General features: G+C 70.8%; 15 protein-coding genes. 8 read left to right on the top strand and 7 right to left on the bottom strand.

Annotated features, from left to right (window positions below; genetic code table 11):
* Positions 1-76 precede the first annotated feature (76 nt).
* The 5 genes from AC067A_RS20725 to AC067A_RS20705 all read left to right on the top strand — a co-directional run bounded on the left by AC067A_RS20725 (position 77) and on the right by AC067A_RS20705 (position 2404).
* Entirely contained in the window at positions 77-649 is a 573-nt protein-coding gene (locus AC067A_RS20725) for a hypothetical protein (protein WP_479244137.1), read from the top strand.
* 14 nt (positions 650-663) lie between these two features.
* Positions 664-843 carry a hypothetical protein gene (locus AC067A_RS20720; protein WP_469755976.1) on the top strand — a complete coding sequence of 60 codons (180 nt, stop codon included), beginning with the start codon at positions 664-666 and terminating at the stop codon, positions 841-843.
* Positions 844-971: 128 nt separating this feature from the next.
* On the top strand, positions 972-1391 hold the full coding sequence (locus AC067A_RS20715; protein WP_479243951.1) for a BlaI/MecI/CopY family transcriptional regulator: 420 nt from the start codon (positions 972-974) through the stop codon (positions 1389-1391).
* Positions 1392-1400: 9 nt separating this feature from the next.
* Positions 1401-1946 carry an amino-acid N-acetyltransferase gene (locus AC067A_RS20710; RefSeq protein WP_479243950.1) on the top strand — a complete coding sequence of 182 codons (546 nt, stop codon included), beginning with the start codon at positions 1401-1403 and terminating at the stop codon, positions 1944-1946.
* Positions 1947-2071: 125 nt separating this feature from the next.
* Entirely contained in the window at positions 2072-2404 is a 333-nt protein-coding gene (locus AC067A_RS20705; protein ID WP_479243949.1) for a histone-like nucleoid-structuring protein Lsr2, read from the top strand.
* On the opposite strand, the gene AC067A_RS20700 is transcribed toward AC067A_RS20705, so the two are convergent.
* A complete protein-coding gene (locus AC067A_RS20700) occupies positions 2383-2970 on the bottom strand; it encodes an SCO3374 family protein (RefSeq protein ID WP_479243948.1) in 588 nt (195 codons plus the stop codon). The two genes, AC067A_RS20705 and AC067A_RS20700, sit on opposite strands and share 22 nt — an antisense overlap.
* Before the next feature lie 473 nt (positions 2971-3443).
* On the opposite strand from AC067A_RS20700, the gene AC067A_RS20695 reads away from it, so the two are divergent.
* A complete protein-coding gene (locus AC067A_RS20695) occupies positions 3444-5966 on the top strand; it encodes an ATP-dependent Clp protease ATP-binding subunit (protein WP_479243947.1) in 2523 nt (840 codons plus the stop codon).
* A 70-nt stretch (positions 5967-6036) separates the two neighbouring features.
* Here the strand turns inward: AC067A_RS20695 and AC067A_RS20690 are convergent, their stop codons facing one another.
* Positions 6037-8970, bottom strand: a complete 2934-nt coding sequence (locus AC067A_RS20690; RefSeq protein ID WP_479243946.1) for an NACHT domain-containing protein — start codon at positions 8968-8970, stop codon at positions 6037-6039.
* 475 nt (positions 8971-9445) lie between these two features.
* On the opposite strand from AC067A_RS20690, the gene AC067A_RS20685 reads away from it, so the two are divergent.
* Entirely contained in the window at positions 9446-10180 is a 735-nt protein-coding gene (locus AC067A_RS20685) for a M23 family metallopeptidase (RefSeq protein WP_479243945.1), read from the top strand.
* Between the two features lie 11 nt (positions 10181-10191).
* On the opposite strand, the gene AC067A_RS20680 is transcribed toward AC067A_RS20685, so the two are convergent.
* Entirely contained in the window at positions 10192-10755 is a 564-nt protein-coding gene (locus tag AC067A_RS20680; RefSeq protein WP_479243944.1) for a TetR/AcrR family transcriptional regulator, read from the bottom strand.
* A 98-nt stretch (positions 10756-10853) separates the two neighbouring features.
* On the opposite strand from AC067A_RS20680, the gene AC067A_RS20675 reads away from it, so the two are divergent.
* Positions 10854-12431 carry an MDR family MFS transporter gene (locus tag AC067A_RS20675; protein ID WP_479243943.1) on the top strand — a complete coding sequence of 526 codons (1578 nt, stop codon included), beginning with the start codon at positions 10854-10856 and terminating at the stop codon, positions 12429-12431.
* 191 nt (positions 12432-12622) lie between these two features.
* On the opposite strand, the gene cseC is transcribed toward AC067A_RS20675, so the two are convergent.
* From cseC to AC067A_RS20655, 4 genes are all read right to left on the bottom strand, one after another.
* Complete coding sequence (gene cseC / locus AC067A_RS20670; RefSeq protein WP_479244136.1) at positions 12623-14098, bottom strand: two-component system sensor histidine kinase CseC; 1476 nt, start codon at positions 14096-14098, stop codon at positions 12623-12625.
* Positions 13987-14682: a two-component system response regulator CseB gene (gene cseB, locus AC067A_RS20665; protein WP_479243942.1), complete on the bottom strand. Its 696-nt coding sequence runs from the start codon at positions 14680-14682 to the stop codon at positions 13987-13989. The genes cseC and cseB overlap by 112 nt, the downstream gene beginning before the upstream one ends.
* Before the next feature lie 163 nt (positions 14683-14845).
* Positions 14846-15595, bottom strand: coding sequence for a hypothetical protein (locus AC067A_RS20660; RefSeq protein WP_479243941.1), 750 nt, complete (start codon positions 15593-15595; stop codon positions 14846-14848).
* Positions 15583-16155: a SigE family RNA polymerase sigma factor gene (locus AC067A_RS20655; RefSeq protein ID WP_479243940.1), complete on the bottom strand. Its 573-nt coding sequence runs from the start codon at positions 16153-16155 to the stop codon at positions 15583-15585. Before AC067A_RS20655 ends, AC067A_RS20660 begins: the two co-directional genes overlap by 13 nt.
* Positions 16156-16370: the final 215 nt, after the last annotated feature.

Here is a 16370-nt window from a genome sequence, read left to right as displayed (position 1 = left end):
ATGATCGCTAAGCGAAAATTGTCCGATTAGCGCGTAGTGTCGGCCCATGCCCACGCCATACGGACCCCGCGGCGGCATGGCGTTCAGCGCGGACGAGCTGCGTGTGCTCCGTCGCGCCCTTGCCACCGCCCTCCACCCCGCCCCCCTCCAGGACGAGGACGTCCAGGACTGCCTGCGCCTGGCCGAAGCCGTGGACGAGGCCGTGCGCGAGGCCGGCCGGCTGCGCGCCTTCCTCCTGGACGACCTGACCCGCTACCGCGAGGCGCTGCCCGGCTCGCTCGGCGGCTACCTGGAGCTGCTCCGGGACGCCCTGGCCGCCGGGTGCGACCCCGGTGCCGACGACCTCGCGGCCCTGCGCGCGCTGCGGGGCAACGCCGAGGCCGCCGCGCTCCTCGCCCGCTGCCAGGTCCTCGCCGAGCGTTCCGTGCGCGCCCGCCTGGCCCGGGTCTCCCAGGCCACCGCCGCCGCCCCGGCCGGCGTGCCCCGGGCCCGGCTCCTGGTGCTGCCCGGCGGGCGCGCGGCGTCCGACGAGCCCAAGCCGACCCCGCCCGTGCCGGCGGAGCGGCCGGTGCCCAAGCCCTCCGAGGTGTTCCCGCCGCGCCGTCGGCCGGTACCGCCGCCCCCGCCCGAGGAACGGGTCGCCGGCTAGCTACCCTGGTCGTCATGGACTACGTATCCGCGCTCCTGCCCCCCGTCGTGATGGCCGCGTTCTTCATCGGCCTCGTCGTCACGATCGTGAAGAGCCAGGGCGGCCCGAACAAGGCCAAGGAGGACGCGGTCGTGGACGCCGCCCTCGCCCGCGCCGAGGCCGCCCGCCAGGCGGACGGCACCCCCGCCGCCTGAGACCGCCGCCCCCAGGGGCGACCGGCGCACACCCGGGACGCGTGACCTTTCGAGGTCGCGCGTCCTTTTTGCTCCGCTTCCTTCCGTCAATGGCTGTTTATTGGCTTTTTGCGCACTAAGGTGACGTTGTGCCCCGTCCATTGGGAGAGCTCGAAGACGCCGTCATGACGCGCGTCTGGCAATGGAACCGCCCGGTGACCGTCCGGGAAGTTCTGGAGGACCTCCAGCAGGAACGGTCCATCGCCTACACGACCGTCATGACCGTCATGGACAATCTCCATCAGAAGGGCTGGGTGCGCCGCGAAGTCGAAGGCCGCGCCTATCGATATACCGCGGTCTCCACCCGGGCCGCCTACTCGGCCGCCCTGATGAACGAGGCCTGGGCCCGGAGCGACAACCCGGCGGCCGCTCTCATCGCGTTCTTCGGGATGATGTCGCAGGACCAGCGCGAGGCCCTGAACGACGCCATCCGAATCGTCCAGCGCGACAACCCGCTGACCGCCCCGCCCGAGGAGGGCGCCGACGGAACAGGGGTCCGGGAGCGATAGCGTCCCCCCATGTCGCCGTCTGCCTCTCCGGCCGCCTCCGCGGCCTCCGCCAAAGCCGTCACCGTCCGCAGGGCCCGCACAGGCGATGTCGCCGCGGTCCGCCGGCTCGTCGATCCTTTCGTCCGTCGCGGCATCCTGCTCGACAAGGCGACCGTGACCCTTTACGAGTCCATCCAGGAGTTCTGGGTCGCGGAACGCGACGAGGACGCCACCGTCGTCGGCTGCGGCGCCCTCCACGTCATGTGGGAAGACCTCGCCGAAGTCCGCACTCTCGCCGTGGATCCCGAGTTCAAGGGAGCCGGAGTCGGACATCAGGTGCTGAACAAGTTGTTGCACACGGCCCGATGGCTCGGGGTGCGGCGGGTATTCTGCCTGACCTTCGAAGTCGACTTCTTCGCGAAGCACGGCTTCGTCGAGATCGGCGAGACCCCGGTCGACGGAGATGTCTACAGCGAGCTCCTGCGTTCCTATGACGAGGGAGTCGCCGAGTTCCTCGGTCTCGAACGAGTGAAGCCGAACACCTTGGGCAACAGCCGGATGCTTCTGCACCTGTAACCCTATGTCCGAATCGCGCACGTTTCCCGCGTTGCCGGGGTTCTGAACCTCTGCCAGGGGTTTGTGTTTTTCCGGGAAAAGCGGTTTCCTTTCCGCGTACTGCATTTTCGATGAAAGGAAATCCGGTGGCACAGAAGGTTCAGGTCCTTCTTGTCGACGACCTCGACGGCGTCGAAGCGGACGAGACGGTGACGTTCGCACTGGACGGGAAGACCTACGAGATCGACCTCACCACCGCCAACGCCGAAAAGCTCCGCGGTCTGCTGGAGCCCTACACCGCGGGTGGTCGCCGCACCGGTGGCCGCACCACGGGCGGACGCGGCAAGACCCGTGTCGCGGCCGGCAGCCCCGACACCGCCAAGATCCGCGCGTGGGCCAAGGAGAACGGCTACGACGTGAACGACCGCGGCCGCGTGCCCGCCACCGTCAAGGCGGCCTACGAGGACGCGAACCGCTGAGGCGACAGCTGCTGAGCCGCCGGCCCACCGGTCCGGGCACTCAGCAGCCGCACCCGGTGGCACTCCGCCGCGGCCGCGGCCACGAGCCGCACCAGGCACGGGGCATCCGCACCGCCCCACGGCGCGGTCCGCAGGGCCGGCAGCGAGGCCTCCACCTCGTGGCCCGGCACGGGCGCCCGCAGCCACCCGGCGGCGCCCCGGGTACCGGAGTCGCCGCGCCCCGGGGGAAGGGGCGCGGCCATCCGGCCATCGGCGCCCAGACCGGCGAGATCCAGCGAGATCCCGCCCCACTCCAGCCAGTCGAGCAGTCCCGGCAGCTCCTCCGCGCTTCCCGCGGCCACGAGCAGCCGCATCCGGCACCCCGTCAGGGCCACGGGACCCGTCGCCGCGCCCATCCGGCGCAGCACGCCCCGGCCGGCCGCGGCGGGCAGCTCCAGGACGTCGAACCGCAGCCCCGTGACGAGCTGCACCGGCGGCCCCGCCTCCGTCGCCCAGCCGAGCTCGTCCTCGTACCACCGCGCGATGCCGTCGATCGGCGAGCGCGGCGGCGGGACGGTGAAGGCCATGTCCGGTGGAACTCCCGCGGAGGCGTGTTGGTTACGCCCGCGGACCCGGCTTCGTGACGGTCGGTCCCCTTCCGGATGCGCACCGTGTCCGTGATGGGGCGTACGCGTGCATTCGACCGCGCAAGGGTGTTCGCTGGTAGCGGAGGGAACCGGGGTGCGCCGCATGGAGTGTCAGTGCTTACGGGTAAGACATTCCTAGTGGAGAGGGGCGACTCGCGGGCTTCGGCGTCTCACGTTCGCCATCGGCGTACTGATGGCGCGGGTAACTACTTGGCCTGCGGGAACATCGTCTCGCACCATCGGGTTGGAGCATTTGTCGGCTGTTCGGCAGCAGGTCTCCCCGCGGAAGAGGGGGTGATCCGGACGGATGTCGGCAGTTGGAATGAGCGGTCCCCGCTTGCGGGACTAAGCTGCGGAAGGACAGGGAGGGGATCGACCCCTAACTGACTGACCGCTCTGAGGAGCGATTAACGATGTTCGAGAGGTTCACCGACCGCGCGCGGCGGGTTGTCGTCCTGGCTCAGGAAGAAGCCCGGATGCTCAACCACAACTACATCGGCACCGAGCACATCCTTCTGGGCCTTATCCACGAGGGTGAGGGTGTCGCCGCTAAGGCCCTGGAGAGCCTCGGGATTTCGCTCGAGGCGGTCCGCCAGCAGGTGGAGGAGATCATCGGCCAGGGCCAGCAGGCCCCGTCCGGGCACATCCCCTTCACCCCTCGTGCCAAGAAGGTCCTGGAGCTCTCGCTCCGCGAGGCCCTCCAGCTCGGCCACAACTACATCGGCACCGAGCACATCCTGCTCGGCCTGATCCGCGAGGGCGAGGGCGTCGCCGCCCAGGTCCTCGTGAAGCTGGGCGCCGACCTCAACCGGGTGCGTCAGCAGGTCATCCAGCTGCTCTCCGGCTACCAGGGCAAGGAAGCCGCCACGGCCGGCGGTCCTGCCGAGGGCACCCCCTCGACGTCCCTGGTCCTCGACCAGTTCGGCCGCAACCTCACCCAGGCGGCCCGCGAATCCAAGCTCGACCCGGTCATCGGGCGCGAGAAGGAGATCGAGCGGGTCATGCAGGTGCTGTCCCGCCGGACCAAGAACAACCCGGTCCTCATCGGCGAGCCCGGCGTCGGCAAGACCGCCGTCGTCGAGGGCCTCGCCCAGGCCATCGTCAAGGGCGAGGTGCCCGAGACCCTCAAGGACAAGCACCTCTACACCCTGGACCTCGGCGCGCTGGTCGCCGGCTCCCGCTACCGCGGTGACTTCGAGGAGCGCCTGAAGAAGGTCCTCAAGGAGATCCGCACCCGCGGCGACATCATCCTGTTCATCGACGAGCTCCACACCCTCGTGGGTGCGGGCGCCGCCGAGGGCGCGATCGACGCCGCCAGCATCCTCAAGCCGATGCTGGCCCGCGGTGAGCTCCAGACCATCGGTGCGACCACCCTCGACGAGTACCGCAAGTACCTGGAGAAGGACGCGGCCCTCGAGCGCCGCTTCCAGCCCATCCAGGTCGCCGAGCCGTCGCTGCCGCACACCATCGAGATCCTCAAGGGTCTGCGCGACCGGTACGAGGCCCACCACCGGGTCTCCATCACCGACGAGGCCCTCGTCCAGGCCGCGACCCTCGCCGACCGGTACATCTCGGACCGCTTCCTCCCGGACAAGGCGATCGACCTGATCGACGAGGCCGGTTCCCGGATGCGCATCCGCCGGATGACCGCGCCGCCGGACCTCCGCGAGTTCGACGAGAAGATCGCCGGCGTCCGCCGCGACAAGGAGTCCGCGATCGACTCGCAGGACTTCGAGAAGGCCGCCTCGCTCCGCGACAAGGAGAAGCAGCTCCTCGCCGCGAAGGCCAAGCGCGAGAAGGAGTGGAAGGCCGGCGACATGGACGTCGTCGCCGAGGTCGACGGCGAGCTGATCGCCGAGGTCCTCGCGACCGCCACCGGCATCCCGGTCTTCAAGCTGACCGAGGAGGAGTCCAGCCGCCTGCTCCGCATGGAGGACGAGCTCCACAAGCGCGTCATCGGCCAGAAGGACGCCGTCAGGGGCCTGTCGCGGGCCATCCGCCGTACGCGGGCCGGTCTGAAGGACCCGAAGCGCCCCGGTGGCTCGTTCATCTTCGCCGGTCCGTCCGGTGTGGGTAAGACCGAGCTTTCGAAGGCCCTCGCCGAATTCCTCTTCGGCGACGAGGACGCGATGATCTCCCTCGACATGTCGGAGTTCAGCGAGAAGCACACGGTTTCCCGCCTCTTCGGTTCGCCGCCCGGATACGTCGGCTACGAAGAGGGCGGCCAGCTCACCGAGAAGGTGCGCCGCAAGCCGTTCTCCGTCGTCCTCTTCGACGAGGTCGAGAAGGCCCACCCCGATATCTTCAATTCCCTTCTCCAGATCCTGGAGGACGGTCGCCTGACCGACTCCCAGGGCCGGGTCGTGGACTTCAAGAACACGGTGATCATCATGACCACCAACCTCGGGACCCGGGACATCTCGAAGGGCTTCAACCTGGGCTTCGCCGCCCAGGGCGACACGAAGTCCAACTACGAGCGGATGAAGGCGAAGGTCAGCGACGAGCTGAAGCAGCACTTCCGTCCGGAGTTCCTCAACCGTGTGGACGACATCATCGTCTTCCCGCAGCTGACCCAGGACGACATCCTCCAGATCGTCGACCTCATGATCGGCCGCGTCGACGAGCGCCTCAAGGACCGGGACATGGGCATCGAGCTCTCCCAGTCCGCCAAGGAGCTGCTCGCCAAGAAGGGTTACGACCCGGTGCTCGGCGCCCGTCCGCTCCGCCGGACGATCCAGCGCGAGATCGAGGACACGCTGTCGGAGAAGATCCTCTTCGGCGACCTCCGTCCCGGCCACATCGTGGTCGTGGACACCGAGGGCGACGGCGAGGAGCGCAAGTTCACCTTCCGCGGCGAGGAGAAGTCGGCCCTGCCCGACTCCCCGCCCATCGAGGCCACGGGCGGCACCGGCCCGAACCTCTCGAAGGACGCGTAACGCTCCGCTGAGCGGCAGCACCCAAGGGGCGGCCCCGGAACCTCCACGGTTCCGGGGCCGCCCCTTTGCGTCAGGCGATGACGCTGATGTTCTTCGGGAGGTGCTCGATGCCGGTCAGCTCGGCTCCCGTCGGAACGAACAGCCGATCCAGGTGGCGCAGGGGCGCGAGGGGGGTCACGTCCCATCGGGCGTCGGGCTCCGCCTCGAGAACGAGGCTCTGCAGGTGCGGGAAGGTGCCGGCGATCAGCCGGAGAGGCGGATCGTGGAAGTCGACTTCCATCACGAGCGCCGACACCCCCGGCAGCCGTACGCCTCCGAGGTGGTCGAGCACCCGGGGGAGGTGGCCGGTATCGAGGACCCTGAGACCGCGGGCGGCGCGCAGCAAGGGCTGGAGAAGGGCGAAGCCGGACTCGCTGACACCCGCCGCCCTGATGTCCAGCAACGCGGGCCGCAGACCCAGCCGCGACAGCGCGGCGGCCTGCTCGTCGTTCACGACGGTGTAGAAGAGGCCGTCCGGGTCGAGTCGGGCGATGACCTCCTCGGCGTACTGCTCCGCGTCGAAGCGGGACCATCCCCAGACGAGCTGGGAGCGGACCTTGATGTCGGGGTGGCCGGCGAAGCGGGCCAGGTAGGGCATCGCCGCGTCGGCGGGGACGTGGGTCGCCGTCGTCACCACCATCAGGGATTCCTCGTCGCCCAACCGCTCCGGGCCCGGCAGCAGGTCCAGGACGAGGCGGCCCACGTCGGCCAGCTCGCGGGCTTCCTCCGGCGTCCGCGGCGGGATCACCTCGGCCGTGCGGGCCAGCACCTCGTCGCGTACTTCCGGGGCCACCTCGATGGCGTGCTCCAGGGCCGTCGCGGCCAGGAGCAGGAGCCGCAGCCGGAGTCGGCGGTCCTCGGCGGCGTCGGCGGCGGCGAGCAGTTCGCGCAGGATCTCCGCGCATTCGCGGGGCCGGGCGTGGCCGACGGCCATGCGGATGACGTCCTCCCACTGGTCGTCGGTGGCGTGCCCGATGAGGACGCCGATGTCCCAGTGGTCCACGAGGGCCTTGGCGGCCAGGTAGTCCTGGAAGGTGCGGTGGACGAAGTCGACGGTGTCCTCGGTGGGCTCGCGCAGGAGGCCGCTGCGGTGGAGGAGGTGGGTGAAGAGCGCGTCCGGGTCGTAGGCGGAGGCCTCGGGGACGGCGGGGGCCGCCTCCGTCACGATCGACTCGGCGCGGGCGCGGTCCAGCTGGGTCCGGCCGTTGAGCGTCAGCCAGTACGCGAGGCGCTGGATCAGCTGGATCTGCGGGGCGTCGTCGAGGGTGACGCCGTACGGCGCGGCCATGTCCCGCTCGCGGTCGCGGCGGGAGAGGAGCATGGAGAGGGCGGCTTCGTAGAGGGCCTTGCGGCCGCGGGGCAGGAAGCCGCGCCGATCGCGGTGGAGGGCGCAGATGAGGCCGCACATGAGGGGGTTGGTGGCGAGCTGGGCGACGTGCTCCGCGGTGCGCAGGGCGTCGAGGAGCGGCTGCTCGTACGGCGCCGCGTCCGGTCCGGCGGCCTGGTGCCAGCGGCGTACGTAGGTGGTGACCGCGGCGCGGTTCATGGGGGAGAGGGTCAGCTCGGCGAAGCCGTCGGGGGCCAGCCAGTCGTCCCGTACGGCGGTGGGGCGCGAGGTCACGAGCCAGCGGTTGCCGTCGTACGTGTCGAGGAGGCCGCGGAGCCATTCGCGGGCCCGGCCGCGTTCCGCCTCGGGGATCTCGTCGATGCCGTCGACGAGGATCAGGCCGCGTCCGGCGGAGAGGACCCGGTCGGCCCAGCCGTCGGGCGCGGTGAGCGGGCAGCCGGCGGCGGACAGGAAGCTGTCGGGGGCGGGGAGCCGTTCGCCGTGGCGGGTGAGGGTGCGGAGGGGGAGGACGAAGGGGATGCGGCCGTTCAGGTAGGCCATGTCCTCGCCGCGGTCGGTGGCCGCGGCGGCGGAGACGGTGAGCCACTGGATGAGCGTGGTCTTGCCGGAGCCGGCGAGGCCGCGCAGGAGGACGCGGTCGTACCGGGCGAGCGCGAGGTCGGCGCGGATGTCGTGGTCCAGGGGCACCGCGGAGAACCAGGGGCTCTCGTCCGTGCCCCCGTTCGCGGGGGCGGGCCCCCCGGGTGCCGCCGGAGGGGCTGTTTCGGTCTCGAAGGGGATGCCGTGGCCCGGGGGCGCCGCGGAGAACCAGGCGCTCTCCTCGGGGTGGTCGCCCGCGGGGGCGGGCCCGTCGGTCGTCGCGGGAGCGGCCGTTCCGGTCTCGGACCAGGGGCTGTCGAACCCGGCCCCCGTCGCCTCCAGGGACAGGTACGCCAGGTCCAGCGGCCATCGGTCCGGTGAGTGGTGGAGGTCGATGCCGTAGATGGTGAGGCGGCCGTGCTTCTTCGCGAGGTGGTCCAGGTAGCGGCGCTCGAAGGCGGTGTCGCGGCCGTCCGGGCGGGGGGTGCGGCGGATGAGCTCGTCGAGTTTGGCGATGAGTTCGGTCTGGCCGCGGGTCTGTTCGACGAGGCTGCGGGCGATGAAGGTGGAGCGCTGGGTGAAGAACTCCAGGATGTGGAGGCAGGCCCATTCGGTGAGGGACTCCAGGTAGAGGGCGGAGTCCGTGGAGAGGCCGTCGGGGGCGGGAGCGGCGGCCCGGAGGCGGCGGGCGAGGGCGTGGTGGCCGAGGCGTACGGCCTGGACGTCGTCCATGTCGAGGTCGCCGAGGGCGAGGAGGGTCGTCCCCAGGGTGTGGACGACGGCCTCGGTCTCGTCGGCGGGGAACGGGGCCTCGCCGCGCCCGTCCCGGGAGCGGTCGACCAGCGTCGCTGCGAGTCTGCGGACGTCCTTCTCCGTGAGGCTGCGCTTCTCGCCGCGGAAGGAGACGAGGCCGGAGAGCCTCACTTTGGGCGCGTTGCCGGTGAGTCCGGCTCCCGGGCCGTCGCTGACCAGCAGTTTCTTCAGCAGTGGGCTGATCGCCGCGGAGGCGAGCCGGGTGCCGATGAGTGCCGGTTCCATAGGTGTCCCCCCGAAGATCATCGAATGCGCCAGCGTAGTGCGGGACGGCCTTTCCGGGGGGTCGGTTGCGTGACCCAGGTCCCATTCGCGGCCGGCGCCGGGTGACAAGCGGCACAGGCGTTTCGAGGGGTACTAACAGGAATAGTGGCGACCTTTGGTGGCGATTCGGGACGTTCAGGGATCAACCGCCGGGACTTTGGGCCCCCGGGGTCCCGAACCGGGCGGGCCCGGCCTTTCGGGCGGTTCCGGCCCCCCGTGACGTGCGGATAAACCGATTCTCTTGTGTCGTTATGTCCGGTTTCAGAAGTTGAAGGCAAGGCCGTCAAGGGTCGATCTCCGGGGGAGATCGCTACGACGCCATGTCGTAGATGGGGTGTTTTGGGCTTGGCGGGGGTCCGGGTTACCAAGGATGAGCAAGCCCGACGCGAAGCACCGATCGCGCCGGGTCCCGTACTTCCCGGAGGTTTTCCCCCGTATGTCGAAGCGCGTCATGAACCCCGCCGCCCGTACCGCCGCCGTCGCCCTCGCCGCCGCGGGTCTGGGAGCGTCGCTGGTGGCCGGAGCAGGGTCCGCCTTCGCCGCCGAGGGCAAGGCCGTCACCCCGCTCGCCGCGACCGCGTCCGCCGCCGTCGCGACCCAGGCCGAGACCCAGGCCAAGGTGGCCGCCCAGGTGAAGGCCGCGGCCGCGAAGACCGCAGCCGCGAAGACCGCAGCCGCGAAGACCGCGGCTGCCAAGACCGCCGCCGTGAAGGCCGCGGCCGCGAAGAAGGCCGTCACGGCCAAGAAGGCCGCGTCCTGGGTCAAGCCGGTCACCTCGTACACGCTGTCCGCCAGCTACAACCAGGGCGGCGCGATGTGGGCCCACAAGCACTCCGGCCAGGACTTCGCCGTCCCGGTCGGCACCCCGGTCAAGGCCGCGGGCGCGGGCACCGTCGTGAAGGCCGGTCCGAACGGCGGCGGCGACGGCCCCGCGTACGGCAACGCGATCGTCGTCAAGCACGCCAACGGCACGTACTCGCAGTACGCCCACCTGTCGAAGATCAAGGTCAACATCGGCCAGAAGGTCGCCGCCGGCCAGCAGATCGCCCTCTCGGGCAACACCGGCAACTCCTCCGGCCCCCACCTGCACTTCGAGATCCGTACGACCCCGAACTACGGCTCCGCCGTCAACCCGGCCGCCTTCCTGCGGGCCCACGGCGTCGGCATCTGACCCGACCCGCCTCAGGAGGCCGAGTAGGCCTGACTGATCAGATCGAGGGCGACCTCGAGGACGGCTCCGTGCTTGTCCTCCGGGTCGCCTTCGACGTTCTGCATGAAGAACGTGCCCGCGTGCAGGGTGAAGATCGCGCTGACGCAGCGGACCTTGTCCGTCATCGGGAGGTCGGGCTCCTGGATGAGGTCGCTCAGCGTGAGCATGCGCTCCTTGAAGGTCAGGCCGACGCTGAGCTCGCGCACGGTGGCCTGGTTCTCCTGGATGAAGCGGAAGAGGGGTTCCGCCGCGCGCAGCGCCACCTGGTAGCGGCGCAGGACCTCCTGCTTGGTCTCCAGCGTGCGGGGCTGCTCCTCGGCCCAGGCGATCAGCTCGTCCATGGGCCGGGTCAGGTCCTCGAAGATCCCGATGAGGATGTCTTCCTTGGTCTTGAAGTGGTAGTAGAGCGCGGCCTTGGTGACGTCGAGGCGTTCCGCGATCTCGCGCAGCGAGGTCTTCTCGTAGCCCTGCTCGGCGAAGAGGGCGAGAGCCACGTCCTGGATGCGCTGGCGGGTGTTGCCTCGGGCCTGGACCATGGTCTCTCGCTTCCACACTTACTTACTTGACGACCGGCTAGTTCCGCGTCTACCGTCCCCAGTGTAGTAACTAGCCGGGCGGCAAGTAAGGGAACAACATGGCGACCAACGAGACAGTCAAGACGGCCGAGGGGGAGGCACCACCCGCGCGCAGCGTCCGCGTCGTCCTGCTCGCCCTCATGATCGCGATGCTGCTCGCGATGCTCGACAACATGATCATCGGTACCGCGATGCCGACGATCGTCGGCGAGCTCGGCGGCCTGGAGCACCTCTCCTGGGTCGTCACCGCGTACACCCTGGCCACCGCCGCCTCCACCCCCCTCTGGGGCAAGGTCGGCGACATGTTCGGCCGCAAGGGCGTCTTCCTCGCCTCGATCGTGATCTTCCTGATCGGCTCGGCGCTCAGCGGCATGGCCCAGGGCATGGGCCAGCTCATCGGCTTCCGCACCGTCCAGGGCCTCGGCGCCGGCGGCCTCATGGTCGGCGTCATGGCGATCATCGGCGACCTGATCCCGCCCCGCGAGCGCGGCAAGTACCAGGGCATGATGGCCGGCGTGATGGCCCTCGCCATGATCGGCGGACCCCTCGTCGGCGGCACCATCACCGACCACTGGGGCTGGCGCTGGTCCTTCTACATCAACCTGCCGCTCGGCGTCGTCGCCCTCGCCATGGTGAGCACCGTCCTGCACCTGCCGAAGAAGCAGCGTGCCACCGGCACCCGGATCGACTTCCTCGGCGCCGGACTGCTGACCGTCGGCATCACCGCGATCGTCCTCGTCACCACCTGGGGCGGTACGGAGTACGCCTGGGGCTCGGGCGTGATCGTCGGCCTCGCGCTCGGCGGAGCCGCCGCGCTCGCCGCCTTCCTCTTCGTCGAGACCCGCGCGAGCGACCCGATCATGCCGCTGCACATCTTCCGCAGCCGCAACTTCACCCTGATGTCCCTGATCGGCTTCATCACCGGCTTCGTGATGTTCGGCGCGGTCCTCTACCTGCCGATCTTCCAGCAGTCCGTCCAGGGCGCCTCGGCGACCAACTCCGGCCTGCTCCTCCTGCCGATGCTGCTGTCGATGATGGTCGTCTCGCTGGTCGTCGGCCGCGTCACCACCAGCACCGGAAAGTACAAGGTCTTCCCGATCGCCGGCGGGGCCCTCATGGTGGTCGGCCTCTACCTGCTCTCCACCATGGACACCGGCACCTCGCGCCTGGTCTCCGGAGTCTGGATGGCCGTCCTCGGCGCCGGCATGGGCTTCCTGATGCAGATCACCATGCTGGTCGCCCAGAACAGCGTGGAGATGAAGGACATGGGCGTCGCCTCGTCCTCCACCACCCTGTTCCGGACGCTCGGCTCCTCCTTCGGCGTCGCCGTCATGGGCGCGCTCTTCACCAGCCGCGTCCAGGACGAGATGGCCGCCCGCGGCGGCTCCGGACTCACGGAGCACACCGCACAGCTCGACGCGGCCAGCCTCGCCAAGCTGCCGGCGGCCCTCCGCGAGGCCTACCAGCACGCGGTCGCCACCGGCACCCACGGCGCCTTCCTGCTCGCCTCCGCGGTCGCCGTCCTCGGCTTCGCCCTCGCCTTCTTCGTCAAGGAGGTGACGCTCCGGGGCGCGGGACCGGCGGCGGCACCGAAGCCGGAGTCCGGCGACACGGTGAAGGTCGCGGAGACGGTCTGAGACCGGTAGCGCGTACGGCGAAGGGGCCGGGTCCTGACCAAGGACCCGGCCCCTTTCCCGTACGCCTCCTCACCCGCGGCGGCGGACCCGTGGCCACACGCCCGGAGTCGGGGCCACGTCCGGCGTCGGGCCCGCGCCCGGCACCGGGGCCACCCCCGGCAGAGGCCTCGCCGCTTCCCCGTACGCCTGTCTCACCCCGGCAGCCGCAGGACCGGGAAGCTGCCCGTGTTCGTCGGGGCGTGGTCCGGCAGCCACAGGACGGCGATGGCGCCGCCCACCCCGTTCGGGGCCGCCTCGGAGGCCACGTTCCGGAAGGTCAGCCGGGCGCCGAGGACCCGCGCCTGGCCCACCGCGATGGTCAGCCCCAGGCCGTGGCCCTGGCCGGCGCGGTCGCTCGTGCCCGTACGGAACCTGCTCGGCCCCTCCTTGAGGAGCGCCTCCGGGAAACCGGGGCCGTGGTCGCGGACGCGCACCACACGGCCCTCGACGGTGACCTCGACCGGCGGCTTGCCGTGCTTGGCCGCGTTCGCGAGGAGGTTGCCGAGGACGCGTTCCAGGCGCCGTGGATCGGTGTTCACCCAGGAGTCGTGGACGACCCGGACGACCACCTCGGGGTCCAGGGAGCGCACCCGCCGCTCGACGAACTCGCCGAGCGCGATCTCCTGGAGCTCGGCCCGCTCCGACGCGCTGTCGAGCCGGGCCACCTCCAGGACGTCCTCGACCAGGGTCCGCATCGCCTGCGCCCGGTCCCGCACGAGCTCGGTCGGACGCCCCGGCGGCAGCAGCTCGGCGGCCGTGAGCAGCCCGGTCACCGGGGTGCGCAGCTCGTGCGCGATGTCCGCGGTGACCCGGCGCTCGGCCTCGATCCGCTCGTTGAGGGCGTCGGTCAGGGCGTCGACCGCCCACGCCAGGTCGTCGGTCTCGTCCCGTACGACCCCGCCGACGGCGTCCCGCACCCGGACGTCCGTGTTGCCCTGGGCGACCCGCCCGGCCGCGACGGCGGCCTTCCGCAGCCGCCGGGAGATCCGGCCGCCGATCAGGACGCCGAGGGCGCAGCCGCCGAAGACCACCGAGACCGAGCCGATGACCAGCGCCCGGTCCAGATCGTTCATGATCGTCGCGCTGCGGTCGGCGAAGGGGATGTGCAGCGACAGCACGTCGCCGCTGGCCAGCGGCACGGCGGCCCACACGTCGGGCGGCCCGCCGTGCCGGTGCTCCTGCACGTACGTGCCGCGCCGGTTGTCCCGCATCAGCTGGTCGAGCTGGGGCGGCAGCGCCGGATCGTTGATCTTCGTGCCGAAGCGGGGCTCCTTGGGCTTCGAGGACTCGTACATCCGCTGGGCGAAGAGCAGCCGCTCCATCTGCACCTCGCGCGCGTTGTCGAGCATCGAGATCCGGGCGGCGTTGTGCACGACGATGCTGAGGGTGACCGCGATGAGGGCGCCGACCGCCGCGATGGCGACGGCGATCTTCCAGCGGACCCCGGTCCGGAGGGGGAGCAGCTTCACCGGCCCGGTCCCGTCTCGGGGGACGACGTGGGATGGATCATGCCGACCTAGCTCTTGAGCTTGTAGCCGAAGCCGCGGACCGTCTCGATCCGGTCCTGGCCGATCTTGGCGCGCAGCCGCTGCACGTGGACGTCGACGACCCGGGTGTCGCCGCCCCAGCCGTAGTCCCAGACCCGCTCCAGGAGCTTGTCCCGGGACAGTACGGTGCCGGGCGCGGCCGAGAACTCCAGGAGCAGCCGCATCTCCGTCGGGGTCAGCGCCACCGGCTGCCCGCCCTTGAGGACCTCCATGCCCTCGGTGTCGACCTCCAGGTCGCCGAAGGCCAGCAGGCCGCCGTCGCCCGGCCCGTCCCCGTGCTCGCCCGCGCCGCCCGCGTGGCCGAAACGGCGCAGCACGGCCCGGATGCGGGCCATGAGCACCGAGCCGTCGAAGGGCTTGGTGACGTAGTCGTCGGCCCCGGCCTCCAGGCCCAGCACGACGTCGATCGAGTCGGCGCGCGCCGACAGCATGATGACCGGCACCGTCGACTCGTCGCGGATGCGGCGGCAGAGGCTGACCCCGTCCATGCCGGGCAGCATCACGTCGAGCAGCGCGATGTCCGGCCGCTGTGCCCGGAAGGCGTCCAGGCCGGAGAGCCCGTCGGGCATGGCCGTGACACGGAAGCCGTCCCGCTCCAGGGCGAGCTGGGTGGCCTCACGGATCACATCGTCGTCCTCGACGAACAGGACATGGGTTTCGGCCATCGTGCGCGTCCTTCGGGATACGGGCGGTCGGGGAAAAGGGATACGTCATACCGGATACGTGAAGAGGGGCGGTATACGGGATACGTGAGGAGGGGCGGTGTTACGGGTCTCGGGTCATGGGGCACGGGACGAGGAGCGGGGCTACGGCGAGGGGCGGTGCGGCTCAGTTCGCGGGGGGCTCGCTGGGCGCTGGCTCCGCAGCGTCGCCGTCGCCGACCGCTCGGCTGTAGTCGTTGTGCACCCAGTCGTGCTGGGTGAACCTGTTCCCCGACCAGCGGTACGTGATCACGTCCTCGCCGGAGGGGTACGCGACCGGGTCGCCCTTCGCGTACACCTGCCGGGTGACGACGAGGTCGCCCCGGTCGATCGTGGCGTACACGGCGGCCTCCTCGGCCATGAACACGTTCACGTACCTGTCGCTCTGCATGCGGTAGACATACGTGCCGATCCCCACGGCATCACCGCAGGTCATGACGTTGACGACGACGTCCGGAGCCGGAGAGTCCGTGAGGTTTCCGTACGAGGCGTCCACCGGATAGGCGTCCGCGACGCACGGCTTCAGGTCGTCCTTGAGCCGGTCCCCGATCTTCGGGTCGGCCTTGAGCAGCGCGATCGGATCCACCCGCTCGGCGGACTGCGGACCCTCGCTCACCGACACGGAGGGGGTGGGCGCCGCCGCGGCCACCTCGTCGGTGCGGGCCGCGCCCTCGTCACGGGAACCGGTGCCACCGGTGGAACAGGCGGCCAACGACAGCCCGGCGGCGACGAGCCCGGCCACGGCCGTGGCGCCCGCCGCCCGGGCGGTACGACGCGGGCGGCGCCGACCGGTCCGGAACCGGTCGCCGCCGCCGCTCTCGCAGGGGTCGCCGTCGTGGCGTCTGCCGCCGTCGGCTGCCTCGTCTAGGCCGCGCACCGCTCCCGCCCCCTCTCGTCACCTCGTACGGTCGTCCGCTCCCCGGCCCGCCCCAGGGCGGCGGCGTCGATGTCGCGGCTCTCCAGCTCCTGGCGGAGCCGGGCGAGCGCGCGGTGGAGCGTCGACTTCACCGTACCCGTCGACATGCCGAGCGCCGCCGCCGTCTCCTCGGTGCTCATCTGCTCCCAGTGACGCAGGACGACGACGCTGCGCTGCTTCGGCGCCAGCACCTTCAGGACGTCCATCAGCAGGGCACGGTCGGCGTGCTGCTCGGTCGCGTCGTCGACGCAGGCGTCGGGCAGCTGCTCGGTGGGGACCTCGTCGAGCTTGCGGGCGCGCCACCACTCCGTCCGGGTGTTGATCATGACCCGGCGCAGGTAGGCGTCGGCCAGGGACTTGTCGGCGATGCCGTCCCAGCGGCCGAACGTGCGGGCCAGCGCCGTCTGGAGGAGGTCCTGCGCGTCGACGGGGTCGGCGACGAGCCGACGGGCGCTGCGCAGCAGCGCGTCCTGCCGCGTGCGTACGTACTCCTCGAAGTCGAGCACCTCGCCGTGCCTCATCCGAACCGCCTCCGAATCCCCGTGACCTGCTCTGTTCCTCGTGTCGTCGACGACGCTACGGAGCACTTGTCACGGAGCTGTGCGGGGCAGCCGTCGGCGGACGCACGGCTACCCATCGGTTGTGTAACAGCGGGGCGGAACAGGTTTCGAGAGCATCCCGAGGACTCCGGGCGGCGACCTCGGGTGTCAGCGGAACGGCACGACGCCCCCGGGAG

This window comes from Streptomyces sp. NPDC043176 (genome assembly GCF_056436715.1).
The sequence above is the reverse complement of the archived record's forward strand: the minus strand, read 5'-3'. Positions and strand labels throughout refer to the sequence as shown.